8 protein-coding genes are annotated in these 14,904 nt (G+C 67.2%); 1 reads left to right on the top strand and 7 read right to left on the bottom strand.

The features are described 5' to 3' along the window. Positions 1–255 precede the first annotated feature (255 nt). The 4 genes from tuf to rpsL all read right to left on the bottom strand — a co-directional run bounded on the left by tuf (position 256) and on the right by rpsL (position 4,625). Positions 256–1,449 (bottom strand): elongation factor Tu, encoded by a 1,194-nt coding sequence (tuf, locus tag ACWDUZ_RS13640; protein WP_451631988.1) that lies wholly within the window; start codon positions 1,447–1,449, stop codon positions 256–258. 165 nt (positions 1,450–1,614) lie between these two features. Beyond that, positions 1,615–3,741 (bottom strand): elongation factor G, encoded by a 2,127-nt coding sequence (gene fusA, locus ACWDUZ_RS13635; protein ID WP_451631987.1) that lies wholly within the window; start codon positions 3,739–3,741, stop codon positions 1,615–1,617. A gap of 39 nt (positions 3,742–3,780) precedes the next feature. After that, positions 3,781–4,251 carry a 30S ribosomal protein S7 gene (rpsG, locus tag ACWDUZ_RS13630; RefSeq protein ID WP_003992340.1) on the bottom strand — a complete coding sequence of 157 codons (471 nt, stop codon included), beginning with the start codon at positions 4,249–4,251 and terminating at the stop codon, positions 3,781–3,783. Between the two features lie 2 nt (positions 4,252–4,253). Further along, entirely contained in the window at positions 4,254–4,625 is a 372-nt protein-coding gene (gene rpsL, locus ACWDUZ_RS13625; protein WP_003948652.1) for a 30S ribosomal protein S12, read from the bottom strand. Between the two features lie 555 nt (positions 4,626–5,180). On the opposite strand from rpsL, the gene ACWDUZ_RS13620 reads away from it, so the two are divergent. Further along, on the top strand, positions 5,181–5,651 hold the full coding sequence (locus tag ACWDUZ_RS13620; RefSeq protein ID WP_451631986.1) for a helix-turn-helix domain-containing protein: 471 nt from the start codon (positions 5,181–5,183) through the stop codon (positions 5,649–5,651). A 12-nt stretch (positions 5,652–5,663) separates the two neighbouring features. Here the strand turns inward: ACWDUZ_RS13620 and ACWDUZ_RS13615 are convergent, their stop codons facing one another. From ACWDUZ_RS13615 to rpoB, 3 genes are all read right to left on the bottom strand, one after another. Next, entirely contained in the window at positions 5,664–6,107 is a 444-nt protein-coding gene (locus ACWDUZ_RS13615) for a hypothetical protein (RefSeq protein WP_451631985.1), read from the bottom strand. Positions 6,108–6,962: 855 nt separating this feature from the next. Further along, positions 6,963–10,862 carry a DNA-directed RNA polymerase subunit beta' gene (locus ACWDUZ_RS13610; RefSeq protein ID WP_451631984.1) on the bottom strand — a complete coding sequence of 1,300 codons (3,900 nt, stop codon included), beginning with the start codon at positions 10,860–10,862 and terminating at the stop codon, positions 6,963–6,965. Positions 10,863–10,962: 100 nt separating this feature from the next. Then, positions 10,963–14,448 carry a DNA-directed RNA polymerase subunit beta gene (rpoB, locus tag ACWDUZ_RS13605; protein WP_451631983.1) on the bottom strand — a complete coding sequence of 1,162 codons (3,486 nt, stop codon included), beginning with the start codon at positions 14,446–14,448 and terminating at the stop codon, positions 10,963–10,965. Positions 14,449–14,904: the final 456 nt, after the last annotated feature.

The following is a 14,904-nucleotide window of genomic DNA, read 5'->3' as shown; positions in this document are numbered from 1 at the left end:
TGGTGGTGGGAGTGACTCCTGAGGAACAGGGGCGGTGCGCGCCGAATAGTTTCGTATTCGCGGCGCGCACGCGCCCGCCCTGACCGCCGCGTCCGGGACCGCCCGGGGGCGCGGCCATGGCGCCGCCGCGGCCCGGCCGGCCGCGCCGACGCCGCCGTACCGGAGGGCGCGCGGACATGCGAAAGGGCCCGTACGACCGAAGTCGTACGGGCCCCTTCAGGTGCTCGCAGGAGCTACCAGGTCAGGTCGTCCGAATTACTTGACGATCTTGGTGACCTGGCCGGCGCCGACGGTCCGGCCACCCTCACGGATGGCGAACTTCAGGCCCTCCTCCATGGCGACGGGCTGGATGAGCTCCACCTTCATCTCGGTGTTGTCACCCGGCATGACCATTTCGGTGCCCTCGGGGAGGGTCACCACGCCGGTCACGTCCGTCGTGCGGAAGTAGAACTGCGGGCGGTAGTTGTTGAAGAACGGCGTGTGGCGGCCACCCTCGTCCTTGGAGAGGATGTAGGCCTGCGCCTCGAACTCGGTGTGCGGGGTGACCGAGCCCGGCTTGATGATGACCTGGCCGCGCTCGACGTCCTCGCGCTTGATGCCGCGGAGCAGCAGACCGACGTTCTCACCGGCCTGGCCCTCGTCGAGCAGCTTGCGGAACATCTCGATGCCGGTGACCGTGGTGGAGGTCTTCTCCGGCTTGATGCCGATGATGTCGACGGTCTCGTTGACCTTGAGGACACCACGCTCGATACGGCCGGTGACGACCGTACCGCGACCGGTGATGGTGAAGACGTCCTCGATCGGCATCAGGAACGGCTTGTCGACGTCGCGCTCCGGCTCCGGGATCGCGGTGTCGACGGCGTTCATGAGGTCGAGAACGGACTGGGTCCACTTCTCGTCGCCCTCGAGCGCCTTCAGAGCGGAGACACGGACGACCGGCAGGTCGTCGCCCGGGAACTCGTACTCGGAGAGGAGCTCACGGACCTCGAGCTCGACGAGCTCCATGATCTCCTCGTCGTCCACCATGTCGGACTTGTTGAGGGCGACCACGATGTACGGAACGCCGACCTGGCGGGCCAGGAGCACGTGCTCCTTGGTCTGCGGCATCGGGCCGTCGGTGGCGGCGACCACCAGGATGGCGCCGTCCATCTGCGCCGCACCGGTGATCATGTTCTTGATGTAGTCCGCGTGACCCGGGCAGTCGACGTGGGCGTAGTGACGCGCCTCGGTCTGGTACTCGACGTGCGCGATGGAGATGGTGATACCGCGCTGGCGCTCCTCGGGAGCCTTGTCGATGTTGTCGAACGGGGTGGCCTCGTTCAGCTCCGGGTACGCGTCGTGCAGCACCTTGGTAATGGCGGCCGTGAGGGTCGTCTTACCGTGGTCGATGTGACCGATGGTGCCGATGTTGACGTGCGGCTTAGTCCGCTCGAACTTCGCCTTCGCCACTGGGGTCCTCCTGTGGAGTGGTTCTGTACGCCTTACTTCATCGGCGCCAGGTGATCTTTGCTGGATGGCCCGGATCCCCGGGGCATTCCTCCCGCTTCGCTGCGGAAGGGGCGGAATGCCCCACGAGGCTCCGGAGTCAAGCCTAAAGGCTGGAACTCGGGAGAGTTACTCGCCCTTGGCCTTCGCGATGATCTCCTCGGCGACGTTCCGCGGAACCTCGGCGTAGGAGTCGAACTGCATCGAGTAGCTTGCGCGACCCGACGTCTTGCTGCGGAGGTCGCCGACGTAGCCGAACATCTCCGAGAGGGGCACGAGACCCTTCACGACGCGGGCACCCGCCCGCTCCTCCATGGCCTGGATCTGGCCACGGCGGGAGTTGATGTCGCCGATGACCTCACCCATGTAGTCCTCGGGCGTGGTGACCTCGACGGCCATCATCGGCTCGAGCAGCACGGGGCCGGCCTTGCGCGCGGCCTCCTTGAAGGCCTGCGAACCGGCGATCTTGAACGCGAGCTCGGAGGAGTCGACCTCGTGGTAGGCACCGTCGAGCAGCGTCACGCGGACACCGGTCATCTCGTAACCGGCGAGGATGCCGAACTGCATGGCCTCCTGCGCGCCGGCGTCGACCGAAGGGATGTACTCCTTCGGCACACGGCCACCGGTCACCTTGTTGATGAACTCGTACGAGGCGTCGCCGCCCTCGATCGGCTCGATCGCGATGATGACGCGGGCGAACTGGCCGGTACCACCCGTCTGCTTCTTGTGGGTGTACTCGACCTTCTCGACGGACTTGCGGATCGTCTCGCGGTAGGCGACCTGCGGCTTGCCGACGTTGGCCTCGACCTTGAACTCACGGCGCATACGGTCGACCAGCACCTCGAGGTGCAGCTCGCCCATGCCGCCGATGATGGTCTGGCCGGTCTCCTCGTCCGAGTGGACCTGGAAGGACGGGTCCTCCTCGGCCAGGCGCTGGATCGCGACGCCGAGCTTCTCCTGGTCGCCCTTCGACTTGGGCTCGATGGCGACCTGGATGACCGGCGCCGGGAAGTCCATGGACTCCAGGATGACCGGGTTCTTGTCGTCGGACAGCGTCTCACCGGTGGTGGTCTGCTTCAGGCCCATGACGGCGACGATGTCACCGGCGCCCACCGACTCGATCTCCTCACGCTTGTTGGCGTGCATGCGGTAGATCTTGCCGATGCGCTCCTTCTTGCCCTTGACGGAGTTCAGCACCGAGGAGCCGGACTCCAGGCGGCCCGAGTAGACCCGGACGAAGGTGAGCTTGCCGAGGTGCGGGTCGCTCATGATCTTGAACGCCAGCGCCGACAGCGGCTCCTCGTCGGACGGCTTGCGCTTGATGACCGTCTCGGGGTCCTTGACGTCGTGGCCCTCGATGGCCTCGATGTCGACCGGGGACGGCAGGTAGCGCACGACCGCGTCGAGCAGCGGCTGGACACCCTTGTTCTTGAACGCGGTGCCGCAGAACACCGGGGTCACGGTGGTGCCGCTGCCCTTGCCGGAGGCGATGGTGATACGGCGGATCGCCGCGTACAGCTGCTCCTCGGTGGGCTCCTCGCCCTCGAGGTACAGCTCCATCAGCTCTTCGTCGTTCTCCGCGACGGCCTCGAGCAGCTTGCCGCGCCACTCCTCGGCGGCCTCGGTGTGCGTGGCCGGGATGTCGACGGTGTCGTACATCTCGCCCTTGGTGGCCTCGGCGGACCACACCAGGGCCTTCATCGTCACCAGGTCGACGACACCCTTGAAGTCCGCCTCGGCGCCGATCGGCAGCTGCATGACGAGCGGCTGGGCACCCAGACGGTCGGTGATCATGTCGACGCAGCGGTGGAACTCGGCACCGGTGCGGTCGAGCTTGTTGACGAAGCAGATACGCGGAACGCCGTAGCGGTCCGCCTGACGCCACACCGTCTCGGACTGGGGCTCGACGCCGGCGACGCCGTCGAACACCGTCACGGCACCGTCGAGCACACGCAGGGAACGCTCCACCTCGACGGTGAAGTCGACGTGGCCCGGCGTGTCGATGATGTTGATGGTGTGGTCGACGTCGTTCAGCGGCCAGTGGCAGGTGGTGGCAGCAGAGGTGATCGTGATGCCACGCTCCTGCTCCTGCTCCATCCAGTCCATGGTGGCAGCGCCGTCGTGGACCTCACCGATCTTGTACGAAACGCCGGTGTAGAACAGGATCCGCTCGGTGGTGGTCGTCTTGCCCGCGTCGATGTGGGCCATGATGCCGATGTTGCGCACCTTGGCCAGGTCAAGCGAAGTGGTAGCCATAAGGCTTCAGTCTTCTCTCGGTCTCGATGTGGACTGCGACTACCAGCGGTAGTGCGCGAAGGCCTTGTTGGACTCGGCCATCTTGTGCGTGTCCTCGCGCTTCTTCACAGCGGCACCCAGGCCGTTGGAGGCGTCGAGGAGCTCGTTGAGCAGACGCTCGGTCATGGTCTTCTCGCGACGGGCGCGGGAGTAACCGACCAGCCAGCGCAGCGCGAGGGTGTTGGCGCGACCGGGCTTGACCTCGATCGGCACCTGGTAGGTGGCGCCACCGACACGGCGGGACTTGACCTCGAGGGTCGGCTTGATGTTCTCCAGCGCGCGCTTCAGCGTGATGATCGGGTCGTTGCCCGTCTTCTCACGCAGACCCTCCATGGCGCCGTAGACGATGCGCTCGGCGGTGGAGCGCTTGCCGTTCAGCAGCACCTTGTTGATCAGGGAGGTCACCAGAGGAGAACCGTAGACCGGGTCGATGATGACCGGACGCTTCGGGGCGGGGCCCTTACGAGGCATTCTTACTTCTCCTTCTTGGCGCCGTAACGGCTGCGGGCCTGCTTGCGGTTCTTGACACCCTGGGTGTCGAGCGAACCGCGGATGATCTTGTAGCGAACACCCGGCAGGTCCTTCACACGGCCGCCGCGCACGAGCACGATGGAGTGCTCCTGCAGGTTGTGTCCCTCACCCGGAATGTAAGCGGTGACCTCGATGCCGCTGGTCAGACGCACACGCGCGACCTTGCGGAGGGCCGAGTTCGGCTTCTTCGGGGTGGTCGTGAACACACGCGTGCAGACGCCACGGCGCTGGGGCGAACCCTCGAGTGCGGGCGTCTTGTTCTTCTCGACCTTGTCCTGCCGGCCCTTGCGGACCAGCTGCTGGATCGTAGGCACTACTTCTCCGGTTTCTGTGTGCCGATGGGTACAGCTAACCTGGAACTTCGCCGACCCACGCGGTCGGGTGTGTCGAATCCCGCGGACTCCCGCCGCAAGGCAGAAAGAAGCGCAGATTGCGGTGGCCGGTGACGGCCCCCTGGCGGTTTGTAGGCACGCACGGGAGCCAGGGCACACCCCAGGCACAAGGTCTGAGCGTACCCAGCACACTCACTCCGGTCAAAACAGAAGCGCCCTGCGGCCCGAAGACAGGCCGCAGCACCGGCGCGCCGGGACTCTCCGCGCGTCGGCTTCGCCGCCCTGCCTGCGGTTCCTCCCATCCTCACCTCACTATCACAGGTGACAGCGCGACGCGAACCAGGAGCGCCGTACAGGAGCTGGGAGCCCGGGTCCGCCCGCCGCCCGGGCCCGCGCGTCGGCAGGGGTGTTCGTAGACGTCCGAATACCTACGCGTCGCGTCCACAACGAAGGCGGCGGCCCTTGCGCGAGAGCACGTAATATCGCGCGCGCAAGCAAGCTAGGTTCGGGGGCCCTGCTAGGGAAACGAGCACACGGATGACCAGCCAGGCACTGGACGTGTTCGCCGCGTGGGTCGAGGACCTGATGCGGGAGCGCGGCTACGACATCGACAGCCCGCGCGGGGGCGGCAAGTCCCGGATCGCGGACGAGGCGGGGGTGCACCGCGCCGCCGTCACCCGCCTGCTGCGGCGGCAGAGCATGCCGGACCTGGAGACGACGCGCCGGCTCGCCCGGGTGCTGGGCGTCCCGGTGCGGGACATGCTCATCCGCTCCGGCAGGCTGACCACGGAGGAACTGGCCGGCCCCCACGCTGGTGCACCCCGCGCCGAGTTCGGCCGCCGCCCCACGCTGGAGGAGATCGCGGACCTGCTGGAGGTACCCGCCGACCGGCGGGAGATGTTCGTCAGGGTCGTCCAGCAGTTCCTGCCGGACACGACGGGGACGGCGGCGCCGGCACCCGAGGACGGGCGAGCACCGGGGGAGGCGACGGGCGACCGGGCTCCGTGACCTCATGAGCCCTCAACGCGGTGGCTCGCTCTTCAGAGCCTCGGCGACTTCCAGGAAGAATGCCTCGCGTGAGAGCTTTACGGCTTGCTGCCGTTCATTCATCGACTCCTGCGCCAGGGCCCGGAGGGCCTCGTCCCTGAAGGCGGTGGCGGACTCCACAGTCGCGAGGCAAGAAGCAAGGTAGCCGCCGACGTCGCGCGTCAGACGGCGCACTGCTGCGCGAACAGACTCCGGCCCCTCCAGCGCGGCTTTCGCGCCGAAGGGGCGCAGGGCATCGACAAGCTCCTGGGCGCGTCGCCTTTCCTCCGCCCTCGCCTCGCCTGCTTGCTCCAGTACGACACTCTCGACCGCTCCGGCCGGCCGCAGGTACGCGACGAGCAGCTTGGTGGCCTGTGTACGGACCGGGTCAATGGCGTCCAAGGCCGCGTCGAGCGCCGCGGTGTAGGCGGTGTACACCTCGCGACGCGCCTGGGATCGCCACAAGTGATGTTGGGCACGAGCCTGCTGACGCGAGGCCCGGCTGGCGATCAGGGCCGCCAAGGTCGCAGTCGCACCACCGATCGCGGCGCCTATGAGTGCTGCTACCCCTTGATCCACCGTGCCCCCCTCGCGATCGGCAGACAAACGACGCTGTTGGCAGGAACGTACTGATCACGGGTCTTCGACGGCAATGACGAACCTGCCACGGAAAGCCGGGCCCGCCACTCCGCGGTGAGGGTGGCGAGGAGAGGATCGCGTACATCCGTCCACGCTCGTCGGCGGAGCAGGACGCGGGCCGCCTTCTCCAGCCGCGGCGGCATCGCAGACCGGTCCCGGTGTGGATGCCCGGCGGGTCGGCTGGTCAGCCTGTTCGCTGTCGGCACCGCGTCCACCGGCCCTCGGCATGTGTCCTCGCGCGTGCGCGAGGTTTCCGCACTCAGTTGCGTGCGCGCACGCTATTCCGTCGCGGTCGGCGCGGCGGCCGAGCCGGGTACAGCCGACCCGGGTCCCTCGTCCGACCGGCCGTACCGCCGGTCTCCTTCCGATTCCGGCGGTCCCGCCTCGTCGTTCCTGCGCCGCCCCGCCGTCCGGCCCTGGCCGTCGCCACGGGCGTGACCCGGGTGATGGCCGTACCGGGGCATACAGACCCTGCTCCCGGCCTGGCCGCGCACGGCTGGACGCTCTGGAGCGCTCTCGTCGCCGCCGGCCGGCGTCGGTGCCCTCGCCGCCGTGGCGACGGTGATCGTCACGGCCCGGTGGCCGACCGCGCGTTCAAAGGCCGGAGGGCGGCCACCCCCATCGGGGTGACCGCCCTCCGGTCATGCTGCTCGCTTACTGGTTGTACGGACCGTAGTCGTAGTCCTCCAGCGGAACGGCCTGGCCGGAGCCGGTGCCGAACGGCGAGTAGTCGATGTCGTCGTAGCCGACGGCCGAGTACATCGCGGCCTTGGCCTCCTCGGTCGGCTCGACCCGGATGTTGCGGTAGCGGGACAGGCCCGTACCGGCCGGGATGAGCTTACCGATGATGACGTTCTCCTTGAGGCCGATGAGGCTGTCGGACTTGGCGTTGATCGCCGCGTCCGTCAGGACTCGGGTCGTCTCCTGGAAGGAGGCGGCCGACAGCCAGGACTCCGTCGCCAGCGAGGCCTTGGTGATACCCATCAGCTGCGGACGACCGGAGGCCGGGTGACCGCCCTCCTGGACCACACGACGGTTCTCGGTCTCGAACTTCGAGCGCTCGACCAGCTCGCCGGGCAGCAGCTCGGCGTCACCGGACTCGATGATCGTCACGCGGCGGAGCATCTGCCGGATGATGATCTCGATGTGCTTGTCGTGGATCGACACACCCTGCGAGTTGTAGACCTTCTGGACCTCGCCGACCAGGTGGACCTGGACGGCGCGCTGACCCAGAATGCGCAGCACGTCGTGCGGGTTGGTGGCACCCACGGTGAGCTTCTGGCCCACCTCGACGTGGTCGCCCTCGCCGACCAGCAGACGGGCACGCTTCGAGATCGGGTAGGCCGTCTCGTCGCTGCCGTCGTCCGGCGTGATGACGATCTTCTTGGTCTTCTCGGTCTCCTCGATGCGGGCGCGACCGGCCGCCTCGGAGATCGGGGCGACACCCTTCGGGGTACGGGCCTCGAAGAGCTCGACGACACGCGGCAGACCCTGGGTGATGTCGTCACCGGCCACACCACCGGTGTGGAAGGTACGCATCGTCAGCTGGGTGCCGGGCTCACCGATGGACTGGGCGGCGATGATGCCGACCGCCTCACCGATGTCGACCAGCTTGCCGGTGGCGAGCGAACGGCCGTAGCACATCGCGCAGGTACCGACGGCGGACTCGCAGGTCAGGACCGAGCGGGTCTTGACCTCCTCCACGCCCCGGGCCACAAGCTCCTCGATGAGGACGTCGCCCAGGTCGGTGCCGGCCGGGGCCAGCACCTGGCCGTCGACCACGATGTCCTCGGCGAGGCAGCGCGCGTACACGGACGTCTCGACGTTGTCCGCCTTGCGCAGCACGCCGTCCGCCCCGCGCTCCGCGATGTTGAGCTTGAGGCCGCGGTCGGTGCCGCAGTCCTCCTCGCGGATGATGACGTCCTGCGAGACGTCCACCAGACGACGGGTGAGGTAACCCGAGTCGGCGGTACGCAGCGCGGTGTCCGCCAGACCCTTACGGGCACCGTGCGTGGAGATGAAGTACTCCAGCACGGACAGACCCTCGCGGAAGGACGCCTTGATCGGACGCGGGATGGTCTCGTTCTTCGCGTTCGACACCAGACCACGCATACCGGCAATCTGACGCATCTGCATCATGTTGCCTCGTGCACCCGAGTTCACCATCATGAAGATCGGGTTGGTCTTCGGGAAGTTGTCGTTCATCGCCTCGGCGACCTCGTTGGTCGCCTTGGTCCAGATCGCGATGAGTTCCTGCGTGCGCTCGTCCTTGGTGATCAGACCGCGCTCGTACTGCTTCTGGACCTTCTCGTCCTGCGCCTCGTAGCCGCGGACGATCTCCTTCTTCGCCTCGGGGACGACGACGTCGGAGATGGCGACGGTGACACCGGAGCGGGTGGCCCAGTAGAAGCCGGCCGCCTTCAGGTTGTCGAGCGTCGCCGCCACGATGACCTTCGGGTAGCGCTCGGCGAGGTCGTTGACGATCTCGGAGAGCTGCTTCTTGCCGACCTCGTAGTCGACGAACGGGTAGTCCTCGGGCAGCAGCTCGTTGAAGAGGGCACGGCCCAGCGTGGTCCTCAGCCGGAAGCTGTCGCCGGCCTGGTACTCCGGCTCGCCCTCCTCGGCCACCGGCGGAATCCAGCCGCGCGGCGGGATGGTGCCCACCGGGAAGCGGATGTCCACCTTGGACTGCAGGGACAGCTCGCCGGCGTCGAACGCCATGATCGCCTCGGCGACCGACGCGAACGAGCGGCCCTCGCCCTTGACGTCCCGCATCTCGCCGTCGGTGGTGAGGAAGAACAGACCGAGAACCATGTCCTGGGTCGGCATCGTCACCGGACGGCCGTCGGCGGGCTTGAGGATGTTGTTCGAGGACAGCATCAGGATGCGGGCCTCGGCCTGCGCCTCCGCGGACAGCGGCAGGTGCACGGCCATCTGGTCACCGTCGAAGTCCGCGTTGAACGCGGTGCACACGAGCGGGTGGATCTGGATGGCCTTGCCCTCGACCAGCTGCGGCTCGAAGGCCTGGATGCCGAGGCGGTGCAGCGTGGGCGCACGGTTCAGCAGAACCGGGTGCTCCGCGATGACCTCTTCCAGCACGTCGTACACGACCGTGCGGCCGCGCTCGACCATGCGCTTGGCGCTCTTGATGTTCTGCGCGTGGTTCAGGTCGACCAGACGCTTCATCACGAACGGCTTGAACAGCTCCAGCGCCATCGCCTTCGGCAGACCGCACTGGTGCAGCTTCAGCTGCGGGCCGACGACGATCACGGAACGCGCCGAGTAGTCGACTCGCTTGCCGAGCAGGTTCTGACGGAAGCGGCCCTGCTTGCCCTTGAGCATGTCGGACAGCGACTTCAGCGGACGGTTGCCGGGGCCCGTGACCGGGCGGCCGCGGCGGCCGTTGTCGAAGAGCGCGTCGACGGCCTCCTGGAGCATGCGCTTCTCGTTGTTCACGATGATCTCGGGCGCGCCGAGGTCGAGAAGCCGCTTCAGGCGGTTGTTGCGGTTGATGACACGGCGGTACAGGTCGTTGAGGTCGGAGGTCGCGAAGCGGCCACCGTCCAGCTGCACCATCGGACGCAGGTCCGGCGGGATGACCGGGACGCAGTCCAGGACCATGCCCTTGGGGCTGTTGGAGGTCTGCAGGAACGCGGAGACGACCTTCAGCCGCTTCAGGGCGCGGGTCTTCTTCTGGCCCTTGCCGGTGCGGATGATCTCGCGGAGCTTCTCCGCCTCCTCCTCCAGGTCGAAGGACTCCAGGCGCTTCTGCAGCGCCGCGGCACCCATCGAACCGTCGAAGTACGTGCCGAAGCGGTCACGCAGCTCGCGGTAGAGCAGCTCGTCGCCCTCGAGGTCCTGGACCTTGAGGTTCTTGAACCGGGTCCACACCTCGTCGAGGCGGTCGATCTCGCGCTGCGCGCGGTCGCGCAGCTGCTTCATCTCGCGCTCGGCACCCTCGCGCACCTTGCGGCGCACGTCGGCCTTGGCACCCTCGGCCTCCAGCTCGGCCAGGTCGGTCTCGAGCTTCTTGGCCCGGGCCTCCAGGTCGGCGTCGCGGCGCTGCTCGATCTGCTGGCGCTCGACGGAGACGTGGGCCTCCAGCGAGGGCAGGTCGCGGGTGCGGCGCTCCTCGTCGACGTACGTGATCATGTACGCCGCGAAGTAGATGACCTTCTCCAGGTCCTTCGGGGCCAGGTCGAGCAGGTAGCCCAGGCGCGACGGGACGCCCTTGAAGTACCAGATGTGCGTGACGGGCGCGGCCAGCTCGATGTGGCCCATCCGCTCACGGCGCACCTTGGCGCGGGTGACCTCGACACCGCAGCGCTCACAGATGATGCCCTTGAAGCGGACGCGCTTGTACTTGCCGCAGTAGCACTCCCAGTCCCGGGTGGGGCCGAAGATCTTCTCGCAGAAGAGGCCGTCCTTCTCGGGCTTGAGGGTGCGGTAGTTGATGGTCTCGGGCTTCTTGACCTCGCCGTGGCTCCACTGACGGATGTCGTCAGCGGTGGCCAGGCCGATCCGGAGCTCGTCGAAGAAGTTGACGTCGAGCACTATGCGTCAATCCCTCTCAGGGTCGTTAAGTCTGTGGTCTGAAACGGGGGCCTGGGGGTCGGCGGGGCCCTGGTGGGTCAGGGCCCCGGCCGGACTCCCGTCAGACCTCTTCGACGCTGCTCGGCTCGCGCCGGGACAGGTCGATGCCGAGCTCCTCCGCGGCGCGGAAGACATCCTCGTCGGTGTCGCGCATCTCGATGGACATACCGTCGCTGGACAGCACCTCCACGTTCAGGCAGAGAGACTGCATCTCCTTGATGAGCACCTTGAAGGACTCGGGGATGCCGGGCTCGGGGATGTTCTCGCCCTTGACGATCGCCTCGTAGACCTTCACACGGCCGGTGACGTCGTCGGACTTGATGGTCAGCAGCTCCTGGAGGGCGTAGGCGGCACCGTATGCCTCGAGTGCCCACACCTCCATCTCACCGAACCGCTGGCCACCGAACTGGGCCTTACCACCCAGCGGCTGCTGGGTGATCATCGAGTACGGACCGGTCGAGCGGGCGTGCAGCTTGTCGTCGACCAGGTGGTGCAGCTTCAGGATGTACATGTAGCCGACCGAGATCGGGTCCGGGAACGGCTCACCGCTACGGCCGTCGAACAGCCGCGCCTTGCCGGTCGGGAGCACCATGCGCTCGCCGTCCCGGTTCGGGATGGTGTGCTGCAGCAGACCCGCGAGCTCGTCCTCGCGCGCACCGTCGAAGACGGGGGTCGCGACGTTCGTGCCCGGGTCGACCTGGTCGGCGCCGATCGCCTGGAGGCGCTGCGCCCACTCCTCCGCGAGGCCGGAGACGTCCCAGCCGCGGCTGGCGAGCCAGCCGAGGTGGATCTCCAGGACCTGTCCCGGGTTCATTCGGGACGGGACACCCAGCGGGTTGAGGATGATGTCGACCGGGGTGCCGTCCTCCAGGAACGGCATGTCCTCGATCGGCAGGATCTTGGAGATGACACCCTTGTTGCCGTGGCGGCCGGCGAGCTTGTCACCGTCGGTGATCTTGCGCTTCTGCGCGACGTAGACGCGGACCAGCTGGTTCACGCCCGGCGGCAGCTCGTCGCCCTCCTCGCGGTCGAAGACGCGCACGCCGATGACCTTGCCGGTCTCGCCGTGCGGCACCTTCAGCGAGGTGTCACGGACCTCACGGGCCTTCTCACCGAAGATCGCGCGCAGCAGGCGCTCCTCCGGCGTCAGCTCGGTCTCACCCTTCGGGGTGACCTTGCCGACCAGGATGTCGCCGGCGATGACCTCGGCGCCGATGCGGATGATGCCGCGCTCGTCGAGGTCGGCGAGGACCTCCTCGGAGACGTTCGGGATGTCCCGGGTGATCTCCTCGGGGCCGAGCTTGGTGTCACGGGCGTCGACCTCGTGCTCCTCGATGTGGATCGAGGAGAGGACGTCGTCCTGCACGAGGCGCTGCGACAGGATGATCGCGTCCTCGTAGTTGTGACCCTCCCACGGCATGAACGCGACCAGCAGGTTCTTGCCGAGCGCCATCTCGCCGTTCTGGGTGGCCGGGCCGTCGGCGAGCACCTGGCCCGTGATGACGCGGTCGCCCTCGGAGACGATGACCTTCTGGTTGACCGAGGTGCCCTGGTTGGAGCGGGAGAACTTGGCCAGGCGGTACGTGATGTACGTGCCGTCGTCGTTGGCCGTGGTGATGTAGTCCGCGGAGACCTCCTGGACCACACCGGGCTTCTCGGCCTTGACGACGTCGCCGGCGTCGACGGCGGAGCGGTACTCCATGCCGGTGCCGACGAGCGGGGCCTCGCTCTTGATGAGCGGGACGGCCTGGCGCATCATGTTCGCGCCCATCAGGGCACGGTTGGCGTCGTCGTGCTCCAGGAACGGGATCATGGCGGTCGCGACCGACACCATCTGGCGCGGCGAGACGTCCATGTAGTCGACGTCCTCGGGGCTGACGTAGTCGACCTCACCGCCACGGCGGCGGACCAGGACACGCGCCTCGGCGAACCGGAGTTCGTCGTTGAGCGTGGCGTTGGCCTGCGCGATGACGAAGCGGTCCTCCTCGTCGGCGGTCAGGTAGTCGACCTCGTCGGTGACCTGGCCGCCCGCGACCTTGCGGTACGGGGTCTCGACGAAACCGAACGCGTTGACCCGGCCGTAGGAGGCGAGCGAGCCGATCAGACCGATGTTCGGGCCTTCGGGCGTCTCGATCGGGCACATGCGGCCGTAGTGCGACGGGTGCACGTCACGGACCTCGAAGCCGGCCCGCTCACGGGAGAGACCACCCGGGCCCAGCGCGGACAGACGCCGCTTGTGCGTCAGCCCGGAGAGCGGGTTGTTCTGGTCCATGAACTGGGACAGCTGGCTGGTGCCGAAGAACTCCTTGATGGAGGCGACGACCGGCCGGATGTTGATCAGGGTCTGCGGCGTGATCGCCTCGACGTCCTGGGTCGTCATGCGCTCGCGGACGACGCGCTCCATGCGGGCCAGGCCGGTGCGGACCTGGTTCTGGATGAGCTCGCCCACGCTGCGCAGACGGCGGTTGCCGAAGTGGTCGATGTCGTCGGTCTCGACGACGATCGTCCCGCCGGCGTCACCGACGGTCTCGGTCTCGCCGGCGTGCAGCTTCACCAGGTACTTGATCGTCGAGATGACGTCCTCGACGGTCAGGATGCCCGCGTCCAGCGGGGCGTCCGCACCCAGCTTCTTGTTGACCTTGTAGCGGCCGACCTTGGCGAGGTCGTAGCGCTTGGGGTTGAAGTAGAGGTTCTCCAGCAGCGTCTGCGCGGCCTCACGCGTGGGGGGCTCGCCCGGGCGCAGCTTGCGGTAGATGTCGAGCAGCGCGTCGTCCTGGCCCTGGGTGTGGTCCTTCTCCAGGGTGGCGCGCATCGACTCGTACTCGCCGAACTCCTCGAGGATCTGCTCGTTGGTCCAGCCGAGCGCCTTGAGCAGGACGGTGACCGACTGCTTGCGCTTGCGGTCGATGCGGACACCGACCATGTCGCGCTTGTCGATCTCCATCTCCAGCCAGGCGCCCCGGGACGGGATGATCTTGGCGGAGAAGATGTCCTTGTCGGAGGTCTTGTCGATGGAGGAGTCGAAGTAGACACCGGGGGAACGGACCAGCTGCGACACCACGACACGCTCGGTGCCGTTGATGACGAAGGTGCCCTTGTTCGTCATGAGCGGAAAGTCGCCCATGAAGACGGTCTGGGACTTGATCTCGCCGGTCTCGTTGTTGGTGAACTCGGCCGTGACGAAGAGCGGGGCAGCGTACGTGAAGTCGCGCTCCTTGCACTCGTCGATCGAGTTCTTGGGGGGCTCGAAGCGGTGGTCGCGGAACGTCAGCGACATCGACCCGGAGAAGTCCTCGATCGGGGAGATCTCCTCGAAGATCTCCTCCAGACCGGACTTGGTGGGGACGTCCTGACCGGACTCCAGAGCCGCCTCGACGCGAGCCTTCCACGCGTCGTTGCCGAGCAGCCAGTCGAAGCTCTCGGTTTGCAGCGCGAGAAGGTTCGGAACCTCGAGGGGCTCCTTGATCTTTGCAAAGGAGATGCGCAGCGGGGCGGTGCTGGCGCCGTTGTTCATATTCGCGGTCGAGGCGTTGCGCGAGGCGGCCAAGAGGGGGTCCTTCCGAGGGCTCGGACTCACTACGCGCGTACCGGCCCCTCTCCCAGACATCGGGACAGACGGTGCCCCATGTGGCCAACAGGCCAGGTCGGGCGTGGTCCGGTCGTCGATGCTCGGGTGAGGGCATGCCCCTGGTGACGGGCAGGGGACAGCTAACAGGCAGCGCAAAGGGTCAGTGTAGCCACTTGGCCCACTGATGTCCAGTGCCGGTTCTTCGAGACCCTCGTTGTCGTCACCGCCTGCGGCCTGCTGCCCTCAACGCACGTTGATACTGCCCTCTTCGCCGTCGATCCATGCCTCGGATTCGGATCCTTGTGACGACGCGTCCTGAGAATTGCGCGCTGCGTGCGGTTCGTCAAGGCCCCCCATGCCCCGACCGGATGCTGCCATCGTCACTTGCAGCCTGCCTCCGGGGGCCTCTCGAGGCACGACGAAGATCACCATACC

Source organism: Streptomyces sp. NPDC003393, from assembly GCF_053589015.1.
The sequence above is the reverse complement of the archived record's forward strand: the minus strand, read 5'-3'. Positions and strand labels throughout refer to the sequence as shown.